20 protein-coding genes and 1 pseudogene are annotated in these 16,360 nt (G+C 65.8%); 7 read left to right on the forward strand and 14 right to left on the reverse strand.

Going from position 1 to position 16,360, the window contains the following annotated elements:
- Positions 1-149 precede the first annotated feature (149 nt).
- Entirely contained in the window at positions 150-425 is a 276-nt protein-coding gene (locus JMJ56_RS28155) for a hypothetical protein (protein WP_202835078.1), read from the forward strand.
- 36 nt (positions 426-461) lie between these two features.
- Here the strand turns inward: JMJ56_RS28155 and JMJ56_RS28160 are convergent, their stop codons facing one another.
- The 4 genes from JMJ56_RS28160 to JMJ56_RS28175 all read right to left on the reverse strand — a co-directional run bounded on the left by JMJ56_RS28160 (position 462) and on the right by JMJ56_RS28175 (position 3,468).
- Complete coding sequence (locus JMJ56_RS28160; RefSeq protein WP_202835079.1) at positions 462-1,721, reverse strand: extracellular catalytic domain type 1 short-chain-length polyhydroxyalkanoate depolymerase; 1,260 nt, start codon at positions 1,719-1,721, stop codon at positions 462-464.
- Positions 1,722-1,841: 120 nt separating this feature from the next.
- Complete coding sequence (locus JMJ56_RS28165; protein WP_456318801.1) at positions 1,842-2,282, reverse strand: CopG family transcriptional regulator; 441 nt, start codon at positions 2,280-2,282, stop codon at positions 1,842-1,844.
- Between the two features lie 236 nt (positions 2,283-2,518).
- Entirely contained in the window at positions 2,519-2,824 is a 306-nt protein-coding gene (locus JMJ56_RS28170; protein ID WP_202835080.1) for a fatty acid desaturase family protein, read from the reverse strand.
- An 83-nt stretch (positions 2,825-2,907) separates the two neighbouring features.
- Positions 2,908-3,468 (reverse strand): fatty acid desaturase, encoded by a 561-nt coding sequence (locus JMJ56_RS28175; protein ID WP_202835081.1) that lies wholly within the window; start codon positions 3,466-3,468, stop codon positions 2,908-2,910.
- A gap of 671 nt (positions 3,469-4,139) precedes the next feature.
- Here JMJ56_RS28175 and JMJ56_RS28180 point away from each other — a divergent pair.
- From JMJ56_RS28180 to JMJ56_RS28190, 3 genes are all read left to right on the forward strand, one after another.
- Entirely contained in the window at positions 4,140-4,346 is a 207-nt protein-coding gene (locus tag JMJ56_RS28180; RefSeq protein ID WP_043344234.1) for a cold-shock protein, read from the forward strand.
- Positions 4,347-4,714: 368 nt separating this feature from the next.
- The gene (locus JMJ56_RS28185; RefSeq protein ID WP_202835082.1) at positions 4,715-4,918 is read left to right on the forward strand and encodes a hypothetical protein; all 204 of its coding nucleotides are present in this window, start codon (positions 4,715-4,717) and stop codon (positions 4,916-4,918) included.
- Between the two features lie 184 nt (positions 4,919-5,102).
- The gene (locus JMJ56_RS28190) at positions 5,103-5,297 is read left to right on the forward strand and encodes a hypothetical protein (RefSeq protein ID WP_202835083.1); all 195 of its coding nucleotides are present in this window, start codon (positions 5,103-5,105) and stop codon (positions 5,295-5,297) included.
- Between the two features lie 70 nt (positions 5,298-5,367).
- On the opposite strand, the gene JMJ56_RS28195 is transcribed toward JMJ56_RS28190, so the two are convergent.
- The 3 genes from JMJ56_RS28195 to JMJ56_RS28205 all read right to left on the reverse strand — a co-directional run bounded on the left by JMJ56_RS28195 (position 5,368) and on the right by JMJ56_RS28205 (position 7,491).
- On the reverse strand, positions 5,368-6,015 hold the full coding sequence (locus JMJ56_RS28195; RefSeq protein ID WP_202835084.1) for an ATP-binding protein: 648 nt from the start codon (positions 6,013-6,015) through the stop codon (positions 5,368-5,370).
- Positions 6,016-6,420, reverse strand: coding sequence for a hybrid sensor histidine kinase/response regulator (locus JMJ56_RS28200; protein WP_202835085.1), 405 nt, complete (start codon positions 6,418-6,420; stop codon positions 6,016-6,018).
- A 153-nt stretch (positions 6,421-6,573) separates the two neighbouring features.
- Complete coding sequence (locus JMJ56_RS28205) at positions 6,574-7,491, reverse strand: PAS domain S-box protein (RefSeq protein WP_202835086.1); 918 nt, start codon at positions 7,489-7,491, stop codon at positions 6,574-6,576.
- 147 nt (positions 7,492-7,638) lie between these two features.
- Between JMJ56_RS28205 and JMJ56_RS28210 the strand changes: the two genes are divergently transcribed.
- On the forward strand, positions 7,639-7,881 hold the full coding sequence (locus tag JMJ56_RS28210; protein ID WP_202835087.1) for a hypothetical protein: 243 nt from the start codon (positions 7,639-7,641) through the stop codon (positions 7,879-7,881).
- On the opposite strand, the gene JMJ56_RS28215 is transcribed toward JMJ56_RS28210, so the two are convergent.
- From JMJ56_RS28215 to JMJ56_RS35075, 5 genes are all read right to left on the reverse strand, one after another.
- On the reverse strand, positions 7,844-8,173 hold the full coding sequence (locus JMJ56_RS28215) for a hypothetical protein (RefSeq protein WP_456318802.1): 330 nt from the start codon (positions 8,171-8,173) through the stop codon (positions 7,844-7,846). The two genes, JMJ56_RS28210 and JMJ56_RS28215, sit on opposite strands and share 38 nt — an antisense overlap.
- Before the next feature lie 310 nt (positions 8,174-8,483).
- The gene (locus JMJ56_RS28220; protein ID WP_202835088.1) at positions 8,484-10,043 is read right to left on the reverse strand and encodes a GMC family oxidoreductase; all 1,560 of its coding nucleotides are present in this window, start codon (positions 10,041-10,043) and stop codon (positions 8,484-8,486) included.
- Between the two features lie 223 nt (positions 10,044-10,266).
- Positions 10,267-10,485 (reverse strand): GNAT family N-acetyltransferase, encoded by a 219-nt coding sequence (locus JMJ56_RS28225; RefSeq protein WP_328702493.1) that lies wholly within the window; start codon positions 10,483-10,485, stop codon positions 10,267-10,269.
- A 419-nt stretch (positions 10,486-10,904) separates the two neighbouring features.
- Positions 10,905-11,201 (reverse strand): hypothetical protein, encoded by a 297-nt coding sequence (locus JMJ56_RS28230; RefSeq protein WP_202835090.1) that lies wholly within the window; start codon positions 11,199-11,201, stop codon positions 10,905-10,907.
- A gap of 57 nt (positions 11,202-11,258) precedes the next feature.
- Entirely contained in the window at positions 11,259-11,387 is a 129-nt protein-coding gene (locus JMJ56_RS35075; protein ID WP_268885130.1) for a hypothetical protein, read from the reverse strand.
- 420 nt (positions 11,388-11,807) lie between these two features.
- On the opposite strand from JMJ56_RS35075, the gene JMJ56_RS28235 reads away from it, so the two are divergent.
- Positions 11,808-12,734 carry a LysR family transcriptional regulator gene (locus JMJ56_RS28235; RefSeq protein ID WP_202835091.1) on the forward strand — a complete coding sequence of 309 codons (927 nt, stop codon included), beginning with the start codon at positions 11,808-11,810 and terminating at the stop codon, positions 12,732-12,734.
- A gap of 1,006 nt (positions 12,735-13,740) precedes the next feature.
- Positions 13,741-15,063 (forward strand): GAF domain-containing protein, encoded by a 1,323-nt coding sequence (locus tag JMJ56_RS28240; protein WP_202835092.1) that lies wholly within the window; start codon positions 13,741-13,743, stop codon positions 15,061-15,063.
- A 22-nt stretch (positions 15,064-15,085) separates the two neighbouring features.
- Here the strand turns inward: JMJ56_RS28240 and JMJ56_RS28245 are convergent, their stop codons facing one another.
- Entirely contained in the window at positions 15,086-15,352 is a 267-nt protein-coding gene (locus tag JMJ56_RS28245; protein WP_202835093.1) for a hypothetical protein, read from the reverse strand.
- 266 nt (positions 15,353-15,618) lie between these two features.
- Positions 15,619-16,348, reverse strand: a pseudogene (locus JMJ56_RS28250) (IS6 family transposase).
- Positions 16,349-16,360: the final 12 nt, after the last annotated feature.

Consider the following 16,360-nt stretch of genomic DNA (forward strand, 5'->3'; position numbering starts at 1 on the left):
AGATCGCCGCCATCACCAAGCACGAGGGCTTCCGCTGGGTTCAGCGGAAGAGCTTCTACCCTGCCGACATGCGCCAGGAAGGCTGAGGTGAGGCTCCCCCTACGACTGGGATGCCCCCGTGACGCGTGAACCTCCGAGAAGAGATGGGAATGGATCATGGCAGCCCGGACTATCGCATCGTGGCGGCAGCCGAGACGTGTAGCGCCAGGGAACTCTATGCGAGTTCCAACGGCGACCGCTGGCTCCTCGCACGTGAGCCCGGCCCCGGGCGGGTGTTCGTGCGGCACGAGCCCAATCTCGCATCGGGTGGGCGCGCCGCCGAGTTCGAGATCGGCGACTTCCTCGCCCGCGGCGGCCAGGGTCCCGAGCATCAGGCTCTGCTCCGCCTGATCGGGACCCTGGTCGGAGATCATGTGAGCGACTGAGCCCCGCGCCGGCAGCCGGCCGAACTGCGGTGGATGTCACGTGGTCGCGCTGCCCTGCGGATGCTCCAGGAAGAAGCGGAGCATTTCGCGCGATGCATCGGGCCCGCGCGGGTCGGTAAAGGACCCGGCCGGACTGCCGCCGGACCAGGCATGGCCGCCACCATGAACGAGCCATTGCTCCAGCACGGCCCGACCTTCGGCATCGGCGTGCAGGGTGCGGCTATAGGCATGCCCGCCGGGAACCTGGCCTCGCCCGACCTCGGTGCGGAGCCCGCTGGCTGAGGCGCCCGACTGCGCGATGACCTGATCGCCGTTGCTGGGATGCACGGTGGTGTCGCGGTCGGCATGGAACACGATGGTCGGGATCACCCGCTGCCCATTGCCCGCCCGCAGCGGCGCGCCGGCTGCGCCTTGCCGCATGGCGGCGAAGGCGGAGGGCATGTCGCGGGCCGCACCGCAGGCCAGGCCGGAATGCACCCCGACCGCGGCATAGAGCTCGGGATAGGCTTGGCCCATGATGGCGGCGGCCGCACCGCCGGCCGACAAGCCGGCGACGTAGACGCGTCGTGGATCCACTGCATGCTCGCGCATGACCTGCCGCGTCATGCCTGCGATCAGTGACGGTTCCCCCTGGTCACGCTTCTGGTCGCCCGGGCTGAACCAGTTCCAGCACTTCTGAGCGTTGGCGGAACTCGGTTGCGCCGGGTAGAGGACAAACAGGCCATGCTCCTCGGCCAGCGCGTTCATTCGCGTGCCGGCGGCGAAGTCGTCGGGCGATTGCGTGCAACCGTGCAGCATGACGACCAGCGGCGCCGCTCTGTCGCGCCGGGTGCTCGGGATATACAGCTTGTAACCGCGGCTGCCGGCTTCGGCATCGAAGGACCCCATGATGAACCGTGCCCCCTCGGGCAACGGCTCAGGCGCCGGGGCGTGCCGTGCCAACCCGTCCAGCCCCTGCCCAAGGCCACCCTGGTTCATCTGATCGAGGAAGCCGCGCAGCGCCTCCGGCATCTGCGGCATGGCGGCCTTGCCCATGCCGGCAGCCGGCCACCGGCCGGCCGCCGCCTTACGTGCCGCGCCGACGGCTGGGGCCGGTGCGGGATCAGCTGCCTCGCCGGTGTCTGGGTCGACGTCGATGATGCGCGGCGCCCGTGCGGTCGGGGTGCCGGTGGGCGTGCCCGGGGGCGCCACATCACCGTGCAGAGAACGCTGCAGCAGCGCTGAAGCCTCGGCGAGCTTGCCTTCGCGGGTCAGCCGGGTGGCCTCAAGCATGTCTTTCGGGAAAATCGCGTTCATGTCTGGTACTTTCGGGATACGAAGCCAGGCCAACCTTCCGCGCAGGAAGGTTCGCTCTGCACTCCGTCGTGGAATGCTGATGGTGGTGACTGTCGGGCGCCGACCTGTGGCGGAGGGCAGTCAGCGGATGCGGTCGGCGAGCGCGGCCTTCACCGCGGCGCTGGCCTGGAGGGCACCCAAGACGGAGATCGAAGCGATCGCCGCCCGGGCCAGATTCGGCGTGACATCGGTTGCGATGCTGGCCAGACCCAAGACCCGGATGTGGAGCATCTGCCCGGCGTCTCGCGCCGCCTCGAGATCCTCGCGGCTGTAGTGCCGCAAGCCCAGATCCAGGTTCTTCCGTGCGACTGACTGCTTGGTCGTATCGGCATGCCGCTCGATCTGGTTGCGGATGGCGGTGCGGATGAAGTCAGTGCGATTAGAGTAGAATCCGTCCTGCACCAGTAGGTCTATATGGCCAAGATCGACATAGCCCAGATTGATCGTGATCTTCTCGGTATCGCCGCCAACCTTGGGACGCAGTTCGGGCGCAGCACTAGGCATCCCTTTACCATCCCTCAACCATCCACTTGGATGGTAAATGGGATGCCGAATCGCAGAGTTCAAGCGGCGCCCTGAAACGGGGTGCTCTGCCTAGGAAGGAGCTTCCGCTTGATGCCGTGCGGTGCAGTTCCGTACCGTCACAAATGAGCGTAGAGGTCCTGACCGAGCTGCTGCCCCCCGACGCAGGTCAGAGGCGAAACCTACCCGTGCCGCTCTGCCTCCTTGAAGGTCACCATGCGGCCAGCCTCCTCATCCTACAGCAGGTGGTCGGGCGAGGAGAAAGCCTCGCGCAGCGTTACGATCCGCGCAATGGCGAAGGCAGAATGCGCATTTTGGCAAGCTTCGAGCAGGTAGTTCGGGATCTGCGGCGCGAGGTGATGCACGTGGTGGAAGCCGAGGCTTGCGGTCAAACACCGCAGCAGCGCCGGCAGCTGAAGGTAGGAACTGCCAGCGAGCGACGCGGCCACTCGGTCCCAGGCTGCATGGCGAGCCCGGTGTACGCCCTCGAAGCGGTGCTGCTCCGAGAAGAGCCAGACGCCAGCGATGCTGGCCGGCACCATCCACGGCCAGCACACCCGTCACCACCAGCCAGATGCCGAAGGGGATCGCAAGCCGCCATAGACGGCAAGGAGTGCGAGATTGGTCAGATGAACGCTACGGTGCTCCCGCCCCCAGCCGAGGGGGCGTCATAGGGAAGGCGGTACAGCGCCAGGAGCACCAGCGGCGGGAACAGCAGAAGCATGCAGAGTGGATGACGCATGACTCGATAGAGGCGCCGCCGCCCGGGGCTCATTGCCTGATACTCGGCAACCGTCTCGCAGGTCGAATAGATGTCAGTGCCGCGTTCGCGGCGGTCGAGGTCGTTCCAGACCGCGTGATGCCCCGCATGCTGCCGCCGCCAATGCCCATAGGGCGTGAAGGTAAAGAGCGTGCAGATTCGGCCGACCAGATCGTTCGCCTGCGGCGTGCCGAACAGGGAGCCATGTCCGCAATCATGCTGCAGGGCGAAGACGCGCACCGTCAGCGCCGCCGCCGGCAGTCCCAGGAGCAAAGCCCACCACCAGCCCAGGGCGAGGCCCGCCTGCATCGCCGCCAGCACGGTCAGGAACGGGAGGAAGGTGCTGACGAGCTGCCACGCCGCGGTGCGCGGCACCGCCCGCTGGAAGCGTTGCGTGACTGCCCTCAGCTCCTGTCGGTCGAACATGCGGTGAAAAAGTCCGCCGGCTTTTCCGGAATGATTCGTGGTATTTATTCCAGTCATGGCGTTAAGTACTCTCGACCTGGAAGCGCCCTGCCACACCAAGTCAGGAGGGTGGCTGCGCACCACTGTGCTAACGACCTGAGAGGTAGGTGAAAAAACCTTGGACCTCAGGAAATGCGTCTTCCACGACGTCCCCGATACCTCATTGCCGTCATTCTCATTTTGAGCAGATTTCACCACTTGGTCTGTCAACAACGGGATGCCGAACGAACTCCCGTATCTAGGTGGGGTGATCGAGGCGCTGCCGGCCTTTCCAGCCATCTTATGATGATGGAGATGCGAGCTGCAGATCACTGGTTACCGGTTGCAGGCATTATCAACGCCATCGATCATGCCGGCGTCAGGCGACTTCGTCCTGCGCATTGTGACCGCAGCCCTGCCGAGATGGGCAGCTTTCCAAGGGATTCGGCCTGGTATTGTACATTGGGAGTATCATGATTTGTGGTTGCAACAGCTGCACCCACGACCCATATCATAGCTGTCAGCCTCGTTTGGTTCGGCCTGCTCCCTATGCTCGTGATCGAGCGCCGAGCCTGGTGTCCGTCTCCCCGCGAAGTTCGATCCGTCCTGCGACGTCGCGGGGCGGCACCCCTTTTCGTGAACGGAGTACCGCCATGGCTACCGGCACCGTCAAATGGTTCAACGCAACTAAGGGCTACGGCTTCATCCAGCCCGATGATGGCTCGAAGGACGTCTTCCTCCACATTTCCGATGTCCAGCGCTCGGGCATCCAGGAGCCGCGTGAGGGCGACAAGCTCGAGTTTGATCTGCAACGTGGGCAGCAAGGTAAGACCTCGGCCGGCAACCTGAAGCAGGCCTGATGACTTCAGGTGAAGCAGCCGAGGCTGCTTCACCCGCCACGCGGTTTCGATGGGGAATGCGTGAGTATCCAAGGCGTTCTCTTTGGTGAGAACCCTGCAGGGTAGCGTCATTGTTCGACGCTGACGTGAAAGGCCTATAGTGAACACGATAGCATTGAGAGCCTCGATTGGGCTTGGCTCTATGACCGAGACGCCCAGGATAGCTCGTCCCACCGAAACACCGCGCTTGCCAGAGCCGTCAGGCCTAACGCAGGACGAAATCCGTCAGATCGTCCTCGATCTGATCGGTTGACCGAGGGCAACGGGGCGCGCGGGCAGCCCGGATGCCTAGTATCGTACCGAACCATACCGCCCCGCGGGAAACGGTCATGCAGCAACCCCACAGCTTAGCAGTCGGCCAGAGCGTCGAACTGATTCCCGGCTGGTACGATGCTGGCATCCCGCGTGGTGCCTATACGATCCTGCGCTTACTTCCGAATGAGGGGGCCGATCGTGAATATCGCGTGCGCCATCAGCGCGACGGCCAGGAGCGTGTGGTGCGCGAGAGCCAACTCCGCCTCGGCTTAACCTAGCCCTTGGGCTAAGGCCGTAGCCGGACGCGGGCTATGATCCGCCACCGTCCCTGCCAGGATGCGGCGGATCGACCGTCGGTGCTGCTATCTCGGCCTGCACTTCGCGTTACGACTGAGGCGTGCGCCGGCTCTGCCCGGTCGATAGCGACGAGCCTTAAGCGAAGCCGGATGCCAAGGATACACCATGGCCCAGACTGACAAGACGAAGTCCAAAGTTGCTGATCCGGCAGCGGAGGTTCGGGTCGAGGAGGAGGTCGCCTACCTCTCCAAACGACACCGGGTGTCGCCTGCCATCGTCCAGGAGATCATCCGCCGCACCGGCACGAGCGAGCGCTCCGCCGTCGAGCGCGAGATCCGCAAGGGCATGGCGCGCCGCTGAGGCTCCACAACCAACCGTTTCCCCTACACCGCGACGGCCATTCGTAGGCAAGGCGTGCCGCAAAGCGCCTTTAAGCATTCCGGCCCCGGTCGGCGGCGGTCCGCGGGCCCGCTTCCAGGATCGTCCCGACCCGTCGGACGAGGAGGTCGAGGTCGAAAGGTTTGTCGATCAGCTCGACCCCTGGCGGCAGCGACGTCCCCGCAGAGCCGGTGATGAACAGCACGGGCAGGTTCGGCTGCCGATCACGCGTCGCCTCGGCCACCTGCCGCTCGTTCATGCCGTTCGGCAACCCGATATCGGTAACCAGCATGGCCGGGCGGGTGGTGGCGAGGATCCGCAGCGCTTCAGGTCCGTCCCGGGCTTCCAGCGCCGTGTGGCCCAGCTCGCCTAGCCGGTCAGCTGTTGATCCCCACGCTGCGTCCTTATCATCAACCAGCGGCACAATCCCGCACGGACCGGCTTGGAGGGTCGTCGTCCTCGGCTCTTCTGCAACCTCCATGTGCTCGTGCAGCGGCAGGAGAAGGCGAACCGTTGTATCCCGCCCAGGCGCGCTCTTGATCCGGACCAGCCCGCCCAACTGCCGCACGAAGCCGTAGACCCGGCTTAGTCCCAACCCCGTGCTTTGGCCCAGCGGCTTGGTGGTGAAGAACGGCTCGAACAACCGCTTGAGCATCGCTGGCAACATGCTGGTTCCGGTGTCCGCGACCGAGATCGCCACTTAGTGGCCGGGCAGGGTTTGGTCTGCCTGCAGATCCGCCGCCGAGAGCTCCATCTGCTCCGTGCCGATCATGAACCGTCCACCCTCGGGCATGACGTCACGTGCGTTGATGCAGAGGTTGAGGATCGCGCTTTCGAGCTCGTTGGCGTCGCACATTACGCTCCCAGTCCCGCCGCATGGTCGCAGCTCCACCCCGATCGAGGTCTCCATCGTCCGGCGAACGAGATCTCCAAGACTTGCAATCAGCCTGTCAGCATCGACCGGCTTCGCCTCCAGGTGCTGCTGGCGCGCAAAGGCCAGCAGGCGCCGCGTCAGCCCCGCCGCCCGCTCCGTCGCCTTTTGCGACGCTTCCAGGTAGCGCAGGACATCTTCGGTGCGGCCCTCCGTAATCCGGCGCCGGGCCATCTGAGCCCGTCGGTGACTCCTTGGAGCATGTTATTGAAGTCGTGAGCGATGCCGCCGGTGAGCTGGCCCACCGCCTCCATCTTCTGCGCCTGCCGGAGCGTCTTCTCCGCCGCCATCAGCTCCGCGGTGCGCTCGGCAGCGCGACACTCCAGCTCACCAGCCGCGAGCCGGGCCTCGGTGATGTCCACGTTGCAGCCGGTGTAGCCGAGGAAACTGCCTGCATCGTCCATCCGCGGCACGCCCGCGCAACGCAGCCAGCGCACCTGGCCCGTCCTGTCGCGCACGCGCGTCTCGGCTTTGAAGGGCGCGCGCTTGGAAAGCCTCCAGGAAAGCGGCGTAGTGTTGATCGAGATCCTCGGGCAGGACGATCTCCTCCCACCCGCGCCCCTGCATCTGCGCCGCCGGCCGGCCGAACGTGTGGTCGTAATGCATGTTGGCGAAGGTGACCTCGCCTTCCGCATCGGTCACCCAGATCAGCGCCGGGGCGCTGTCGGTCATGCGGCGGAACCGCGCCTCACTTTCACGGAGTGCCTCGTCGGTCTTGCGCCGCTCGGAGACGTCCTGGCCAATTTTGAGGTGCCCGCCGACCTCGCCGTCAACACCGTGCAGTGACTTGACGATGCCGTCGATATAGACCCGCGTCGTGTCCTTCCTCAAGTGCCAGCGGCGGTTCGGGGCCGTGCCCTCCCTCCGGGCCGTCTCGATCTCGTCCTCGTCCACGTGGTTCGCCCGATCTTCGGGGGTGAAGATGAGGCTGCTGGGCTGCCCCACCACCTCCTCCGCTGTCCAACCAAAGACGGCTTCCGCCCCGGGAAACCAGTCAGTGATCCGGTCTTCCGCATTGGTGACGAAGATCACGTAGTCGAGTGCGTTCTCGACGACCAGGCGGAACCGCTCCTGAGCTGCCTGGAGTCTGCGGGCCCGGTACAGGCGGTCAATGACGGGGCCGAGGGTGGTGGCGTAGGTGCGCAGAAACTCCGTGTCCCCTTCGCTGAAGTCGCGCGGCTCCCGGCTATCCACCTCCAGCAGCCCGTATGGCTGCCCGCCGGGCAGGAAAACGGGCACGTTCACCAGGCAACTACGCCGGTCTCCTTCAAGAACGTCGGCACCTCAAATCGATCTTCCTGAGGGATGTCCCGGGTGATGACGGGCTTACCGAGCCTCATCGTGTAGGTCTCGGAAGACCGCTCGCGCATCGTCAGGCGCTGTGACCCGACGATGCCGGGATCCGAAACCGACACCAGCGCGTACGAGAAGCAACTGGCCATTGTCTTGGATCTCAAGGACCTTGGCGTGCTTCGTTCCGAGGGCCTCGCTTACGAGGCGCCAGGCTTTTGTCAGGATTTCGTCCAAGTTCTCACTGCGGAGCGCGAACTCGCCAAACTCCGCGAGCATCCGCTGCCGCCTGACCATCTGCTCGGCGTCAGCCATGTTGGTTGGCGCCTTCTGGCTTGGGCATAGCCGTTGGCGACCTCTGCTCCGGCTCCGCGCCCCGGCGGTGGCGCAGCAGCTTTTCGCCGTCCGGCCGGAGCCGGCCCTGGAGGTCCACATGGCGGTAGAGCGTCTGACGGGTGATGCCCAGTTCGGCGCAGAGGTCGCCCACCCCGGTGTCCTGCTGGCTCATGGCGGCTTGGGCGAGACGTAGCTTGGCCGGCGTCATCTTGTAGGGTCGTCCCCGTGACGGCCGCGCACGCGCCGAGGCGAGGCCAGCCTTGGTCCGCTCCACGGTCAGCGAGCGCTCGAACTCGACCATCGCCGCAAAAACGCCAAATATCAGCGGCCGTTCGAGGTGGTGGTGTCGATGGCTGCCCCTTCGCCGGCGAGGATGCTCATATTTTCGCCGCCGCGTAGGAAGTACGGTCTGATTTTGGCCGGAAGCTGATAAGCGACTTCCGGGGCTGCCGAGGCGAAAGCAGACCTTCTGCTCGTCGGCCGAACCGCTAGGTGAGACCGCAATGGACTTGTCGCCTCGTCCTCCGTGGTACCATGCGGCGAAGCATGGTGCCGAGCTGACATCCTTCGGCCAGGACCGTGTCCCAAAAGGGTGGCGCGCATGATCTTGGTTATGCCGCTTGCCTGCCGCCGAGCTCCTCGCGGATCCAGGAGCCGATGCGCTCGCCCATCATCATCGATGCCAAGTTCGGCGGTACGGTCAGGCCGCGCGGCATGAGCGAGGCATCCGCGATCCAGAGACTGGCGACGCCATGGACGCGGCCGCGCTCGTCCGCAACAGCAAGTGGATCGCCCTTCGAACCCATTGGGGCGGTACCGCACGGGTGGTTGAACGATCCCAGGTTGGTATGGATGTAGCTCCGTAGCAGCGCATCTGACCCAACCACCGCTTCGTCCAGGCCCACTATTCGTTGGGTTTCGGCTGCAACGGGCGCTGCACGCGCGACGCGCCAGGCGAGCCTCACGCCTTCGGCCAGGGCACGTAGGTCCGCTTCCTCGCGATCAAAGCCGAGTTCGATCACGGGGGCGGCGGAGGGATTGGCGCTCGGCAGCCGTAGCCGGCCATGACTGCGCGGATCCATCAAAGCGGCGTTGACCAGTGCGACCACTGGTGCGCCGCCGGCCTCGGCGAGCAGCGCTGGCGACCCGCTGATGTCGAGGAAGCTGACAAGGACAAGGACGAGTGGCGCGCTATCATGCGTGTCAAGGCGCGCAACCATCTGAAAGCGCGGATCACGCAGCGGATCGCATTGCCCGGCCTTCGGGACCAACCGCACCGGAACCGCGGGATGATCCCACAGCCGCGCTCCGACCCCGGGCCGGTCGAGCCAAGGCCTGATGCCAAGCGCGGCCAGCTCCTCCGCCGGCCCGATGCCGGAGCGTAGCAGGATCGCCGGCGTGCCTAGGGCGCCTGCGCAGAGCACCACGCCACGTCGCGCCGCCAGTGCCTGCCCGCCCGCCAAGACCACACCAGCGGCGCGGCCATTCTCGATCAGCAACCGGTCCACCATGGCTTCTCCGCGGATGGCGAGGTTCGCTCGCTGGCGCGCCGGCTCCAGGTAGGCAAGCGCTGTGGAGATTCGGGTGTTGTCGGCGCGACGGTTCATTGGCCAGGGCCCGACGCCGCCCGCAACCCGGACATCGTTATGGTCCGCGACAGCCGGCAGGCCGAGCACCTCGCGGCAGGCCGTGGCGAAGGCGCGCTGCAGCGGGATCAGTTCCGGCTCGCGGTGCCGGCGGATCTCGACCGGCCCAACCCGGCCGTGTGGGCCGAGGTCGGGCGCGTCGGTGTCGGCCTCAATGCGGCGCAGCCAAGGGAGGACCTCTGCCCAGTTCCAGGCGGGATTGCCGAGCGCGGCCCATCGCTCGAGATCCGTCGGGCGCGGCCACATCGCAGCAGCCGCGTTGATGGCCGAGGTGCCGCCGACTACCCGGCCGCGCCGGTAGGGCATGGCCCGCCCATCCACGGGAACGGCGCTGTAGTGCCAGTCGTGTGTCATACCCGCAAGCCGCCCGCCGTCGAGCAGGTCCGAGGGCATGGTCGCCTCGGTGCCGTGGTCGGTTCCTGCCTCGAGCAGCAGGATCGAGAGCTCCGGGTTCTCGGCAAGGCGCACGCCGACTGGTCCGCCCGCCGAGCCCGCACCGACCACAATGACATCGTGGATGGCCATCTCGAACCCCTCCGGTCGCGCCCTAATCTAGGATGGGAGCGAGGACGGATGCCACGGTGAACCTCACCTGCTCCGCCGCAGGGGCTGGCGCGAGCCGGCCGATGCGGCCGTGCGCTGCCGCCCGCGCAAACGCCGTGAAGGCCTTTGCACCGAGCGTCATCGCATCTCCTCTTGGTGGCGCCTCCGCATGCCAGTGCGCTGCCACCGCTGGCCATGATCAGGTCTACGTCTCGCTGGCTGCGTTCACGCGTTTGGTTATCCACACACGGTCCACGGTCGCAGTCGGTTCGCGGCCCGTGATAGCGTATCCAAGGCGTTGATAGAGGTCGATGTTCCTCCTAATGACCACCGCCGTGGTTAGCCTGACCTCGTGGAATCCTCGACGACCGACCTCCTCCTCGACGAACCGCATCAGCTCCCGACCGAAGCCACGACCCTGCACACGCGGGCGACCGCGACGTTGTGCGCGCTGCGTCGGCAGTGCTTGCAGGGCGAATGACTTCCCATGAGGATCGTTCCGGGCGGCGGGCCAAGCCAGTGGCCCTGGTGATGCTCACTTGCAGCAGGGGGCGTTTCGCATGTGAACAACGCGGTTAGCCGTCTGGGGCGCCGCTGTAATGCCGTCACTGACGGCGGCTTTTGGGCATCACCTGACGGGAAGCAGACCTCAGCCTGCTGCAGGTCCTTGCATTACTGCTCACGTGCGCCGGCAACCCTTCGGCAGACCGAGCTAGTGGCGCGAGCTGGACGGATGATAACTCCCTGGCGGCCGCCCGCAGCCGTCGGCAGCTCTCCGCAAGCGCCGGCCTTGAGCTTGGCGCAGTGTAGCACTCGCGGGCTGGACGGGATTTCGAACTACTCTCACGACCCATCTGGCATCGGCAGGCCGTTCGGGATCTCTGATGCTAGCGATGCCCGAACCACGCTCCCATTGACGCTGAACCACCACAGCAGCTGCCGTGTGTGTTCCGCCGTGTGCCAGACCGAGCGTTCGAGAAAGGCATGCAACGGGTGTGTGCCGTAGAACATCTTGAGTGGCTGGTTGCAGCTGCGGTCCTCCAGCCCGTCCCACCAAGCGGTCACGCCTGCCTGCATCTCGGCCCCGTAGGCGAGGATGCCCGGGATGCCGATCGCCTCAGGAGCATCGACATTCGCCACCACGGTCCAATCCCCCAGGCCCCGGGTCACGGTCTGCAGGAAGGCGTCGGGAACCTGCTAGATATGGAAGGCCAGGTCACGGATGGTGCGTGGCCGCTCGGCCACTGACCGCCGCGGCAGGGCATCGGCAGGCAGCTGGGCGATGGCTTGGCCGGCGACGTCGAGGATCACCTGCCAGCGCGCCATCAGCACCGCCGGCGCCAAGCGATCCGTGCTGTGGCTGATGCCCACGAACCGGGCGACGTCGCCAACGACTGGGGGAAGGTGAAGTCCTCGTCGCGCACTACCACCGGCACGCTCCGCGCCCCGATCGAGGCAAAGAAATCCATAGCCGCGGGATCGGCGGCGACGTTGACCGGGCGGAACGCGACCCCCTTTCATGTCAGGAATTCCTTGACCTTTAGGCAGCTCGAGCAGCCCGGGGCTCAATACACGCTGATGCCGTCCGTGCCGCGCTTCCCATCGTCCGACGTGTGAGGCTCGTATTCTAGGGCCTGCGCATGCCATGGCTCATTCAATGTCGAGAAGGGGCCTTCGCGGGAAGCGATGGCGGCGGGCGGACCAGTCCCATACCCTCGCCGGGGCTAGGCAGGCGAAGGCGCCAGGATGGATCTGCGCCAGCTGAGATACTTCGTCCGGATTGTAGAGCAGCGCAGCATGTCGCGCGCCTCGATCGAGCTTGGCGTGGCGCAATTGGCGCTGAGCCTGCAAATCGCTATGCTGGAGACGCGGTTGCACCGGAAGCTGCTGAGGCGCCGCTCCACCGGCGTGTTCCCGACCGAAGCCGGCCAGGCGCTGTACCGCCACGCAGTCGCCATCCTGCGCCAGGTGAAGCGGGCGGAACGCGACATCGAGTACGCCAGCGACGAGCCGAGCGGCCCTGCCTCCCTTGGCCTGCCAACCGTGGTGCAGGACCTGCTGGCGCTGGAGCTCTTCGGAGCAGTGCGGGCGCGCCTGCCCGCCGTCTCGCTACGCCTGCTGGAAGGGGGAGAGCTACCTGCTGAAGGAGATGGTCCTGCAAGGCCGCCTCGACATGACGGTCACCTGCCGGTTCGACCCGACGCCAGGTATGGCCGAACTGCTGCCGGTGAGACCATCTACCTGGTCTCACCGACCGCATCTAAGCTCAGGCGCCGCGAGGGCGCGATGCCCCTCGAAGCGGTGCTCCAGTACCCGCTCGTGCTGTCCAGCGGTCAGACAGCGATGCGGCGCTTGGTGCAGGCGGGTGCGGCGGCCCAGGCACGGGCGCCGGAGGTGCTGGCCGATATCGACTCGCTGCGCACGCTGCTCGATATCGCCGAGCAAAGGCACGCGCACACCATCCTGCCTGCCTCGGCGCTGCAGCGACACCTGAAGGGCGCTGCGGCCGGCGCGCTGTTGCTCCACCCACTGGAGATGTCGCGCCATGTGGTGTTGTCCACATCCGAGCATCTGCCGCTGGGGCTGGCCGCCACAACAGTGCAGAACCTGCTGTGCGGCGTGATCGAGAGCGTGCTGAAGGAGAAACGCTGGATCGGCATCCATGCGCCGTGAGAAGCCGAGGCACGGCCCCATTGGTAAGGCCTGCTTGCCAGGCCAGCCGCGCTGCAACGCCAATGTCCTTCCCGTCATCTGTAGCAGGGAGGCAGTGGAACGACAGGTCCGTTTCGGGTTGGCAGCGCCGGCTTCTCGAGCCCAATAGGGATGTGGATAGCAGTTGGCAGGGCTGCCATGGCTTTGGCGGGGTTATCGCAAGTACGGAATTATCGCAGGTGACCATATGTTGCACGCGAATAGCGAAAGCCATTTCTCAGGATCAGGGTAATGCCCATGTTGGCATCGCCACTCAACCATGACCATCAGGAAAACCGCACGATGCCTGCACCGAGGATTAAGATTGCTTGGCGTCATGCCGTGATGGCAATGCTGCTCGCGGCAGCGAGCCCAGCGTTGGCCCAGACATATCCCCTTCAGTCGGTCGAGGCCGCGCCGGCGACCCCGTCGCAGCGCGAGGCGCTGAAGGTTTTCCGATCACAGGTTGAGCAGCTGTGCCAGGCGCTTTATCTGCGCTCGGATGCGGCGGAAAGCTGCCTTCAACGCGTCCTTGATGCCGCGCTTCCCTTAGACGTGGCACCCGCCGTGGCCCCGCCGCGGGGGGGTAACTCGCGGCCGGAACTCCGTGGTAGCACGGTCGCGCCGGATGGCCGTGAGTAACCCTCTACTCGCTTTGCGGCACTTATCGCAAGGGAGCCGACGCTGCTATATTGTCAGCAACAGCTAAGAGCGAATGGAAGGAGTTGCGGGATCTCCTCGTGGCGTATGCTGATTGAATGAGCGACCCTTTATTCTCGTCCCCGCCCAACCAGCCTCAATCGGTCGAGAAAGCAGCGAAGGGGTGGCTCGCCGCCCCTTCGACACCTACTGCGGGGACTGCCGCAGTTCCGTCGGTGCGACGCCTACCCGTTTTGGCCGGCGTGCTACCGCCGAGTTGGATGGACAGAGTCGCTCCGAGGGTGGACCCTGTCCCATAGCCACCCGCAGGGCAGACGGGCACGGGTAGGTGCCCGCCGAGCAAGGAGGCCATCCGATGTCCGACGAAACGCTGCTGAGAAAAGCGCTGCGGGACGAGGACCGCCTCATGGCACTGCGGCGAACCGGCCTGCTGGACACCGCGCCCGAGGAGACCTTCGACCGCCTGACCCGGATGGTCTGCCGGCTGCTTGGCGTGCCGGCGGCCCTGGTGTCGCTGGTCGAGGCCGACCGCCAGTTCTTCAAGAGCGCTGTCGGCCTGCCGCAGCCTTGGCTGCTCCGGCGCGAAACCTCGCTGCTGCACTCCTTCTGCCAGCATGTTGTGGCTGCTGGGGAGCCGCTCCTGATCCAGGACGCGGGCCGCCATCCGCTGCTATCCGGCAACCTCGCTATCTCCGACCTCGGCGTCGTCGCTTATCTCGGCATGCCGCTCATAACGGCAGATGGCCACGCACTTGGAGCCCTATGCGCCATCCATACCGAGCCACGTGCTTGGACATCCGGCGATGCTGCGGCGCTGCGCGATCTCGCCGCGGTGACCATGAGCGAGATAACTCTTCGCCGGCTGGTGGTGGAGATGGCCGAGCGCAACCGCCGGGAGGCGGTGCAGCACCAGGCAACGGAGGTGCGAGTGCGCCGGCTTGAGGCGCTGCGCAGGCTCGCAGACGGTGTAAGGCACGACCTCGCCGGTGTCATGCAGGCGGTCCAGAGCGGGGTGCGCCTGGCCGGCGCGCGCCTCGGGCATGACCCGGCGACGGCGCAATCCATCCTTGCTCTGGTTAACGACGTAGCCCGGCGCGGCGGCGCGCTGGCCCAGCGCCTCACGGCTTTTGCTCCGCGCGCCGAGCTCCGGCCCGAGGCGGTCGAGGTGGCGCCATTGCTGCAGCGCTTGGCACGTGTGATTAAAAGCGGCCCGGTCGTTTCACTCCGGGTCGAAGTGGATGTGGCCCCGGGGCTGCCGCCAGTCCTGGCTGACCCCGAGGAACTGAAGTCAGTGCTGCTGGGCTTGGCCGCCTCAACACGCGACGCCATGCCGGAAGGCGGCACCCTCACGCTTGGGGCAGCGCTTGAGGAGATCACCTCGGGAGCAGAGCACCAAGCGGCGCTGCGGCCAGGCCGTCACGTTCGGCTCTCCATTGCTTACACCGGCACGGGCTTGGGCGGCGGGGTTTCGCAACCTGGGACGGTGAATCCCAGCGCGGAGTTCGAACTGGCGTTCGCCCGGACCTTCGCCGAGCAGGTCGGGGGCGGGCTGGTGCGGGAGGGCAGGCCTGGGGCAGGAACCACGGTCACACTTTGGCTGCCCGCACCAGAGGCCGGTGGCGTCGCTGAGGCGGGTCTGCGCGAAGGATAGGCCAGGCGCATGCACCAACACCTCATTTGTCCGGCTTTGCCTTCCGACTGCCCCTGAGACGTTCGCGCTCGGCGCGATCCTCCTCGATAAGCCGCAGGATGTCCTCAGGGATCGGTTCCGCAACTGCGAGGTCAAAGGCCTCGTGCAGACTTTGTCGAAGCCACAGGTCGAACGCGTCCTCTTCTTCCCTGAGCCATTCGGCGGCAGCGCGTCTCGACGGCTTGCGTGACGGCTGCTCGGCCTCCGCTTGCACTTCCTTGTCCCGCTTTGATCTGGCTGGCATGGCCACGCGCCCCGCCCTGGTGGTCCAGCCATAACGCGCCTGAGAGGAAGAAGCTCAAGGAGCGGTCACACAGAAACGAGGCTGACCGGCTCCTGGCGATGGACCGGGTGAACCTATGGGCGCTCGCGGTGAACGAGGAGAACGCGCCCTGTGTCCGGCAGCGACAATGCTACAAGCGGACCATTGACAGCCACGGTGTCTGGCCGGCCGCGCCTAACCGGTTGTGTTACGAAGTTTGCGGCAGATTGCGGATATCCGCGGCAAGCTTCGGATCAGGCGGCGGCCTGGAACAACTCGGCGACAAAGGTTGCTCGGGTCCGCATGTCGCGTCCGCTAACTTCCCGAACCTGCCCCTTCCTCATCATCGCCATCGCCTCGCAGCCTACCAGTGTTCGTCGTGCGGTGTGGAAACTGCCGAAGCCCAGCCCGGTCTGACCAGGTGTTTCAAGCGCCGATGGTCTTGTTCCACACTGTTATTGAGGTACTTACACTGCCGTAGACGGGCGAAGCGCCACAGCACGTCGTTTGCTTTCGTCTCCGCCGTGGCGCACGGGTAAGCTGGGTTCTTGTCCACGGTGATGGTGCGCGGGTTCACCGTATGCTGCTGCCGCAACGCCTTGCGGAGGAAGCGCTTTGCAGCTTCGACATCGCGCTTGGCCGAGAGTAAAAAGCGATGGTCTGCCCACGACTGTCGACCGCGCGTTACAGGTATATCCATCGGCCTTTCACCCGAACATAGGTCTCATCTACTCTCCACGAGCCGTGGCGCAGGTGCGGCCGGAGGCGCTTCTCGATCTCCGGCGCAAAGGTCTGCACCTAGCGGAACACCGTGGTATGCGCCACCTCGACGCCGCGGTCGGCCAGCATGAGTGCGAGGTCACGGTGGCTGACCGGGAACATCAGGTACCAGCCGACCGCCCAGAGAATCATCTCAGCAGTGAACTGTCGCCCCTTGGAGGCCAGATCCGGCCTTACCGAGGCCACTCCCCGCCGTCTCGCCATACCGCGGCTTGT

Origin of the sequence: Belnapia arida (genome assembly GCF_016773205.1) — a bacterium.
In the GTDB taxonomy this organism is placed as follows: Bacteria; Pseudomonadota; Alphaproteobacteria; order Acetobacterales; family Acetobacteraceae; genus Belnapia; species Belnapia arida.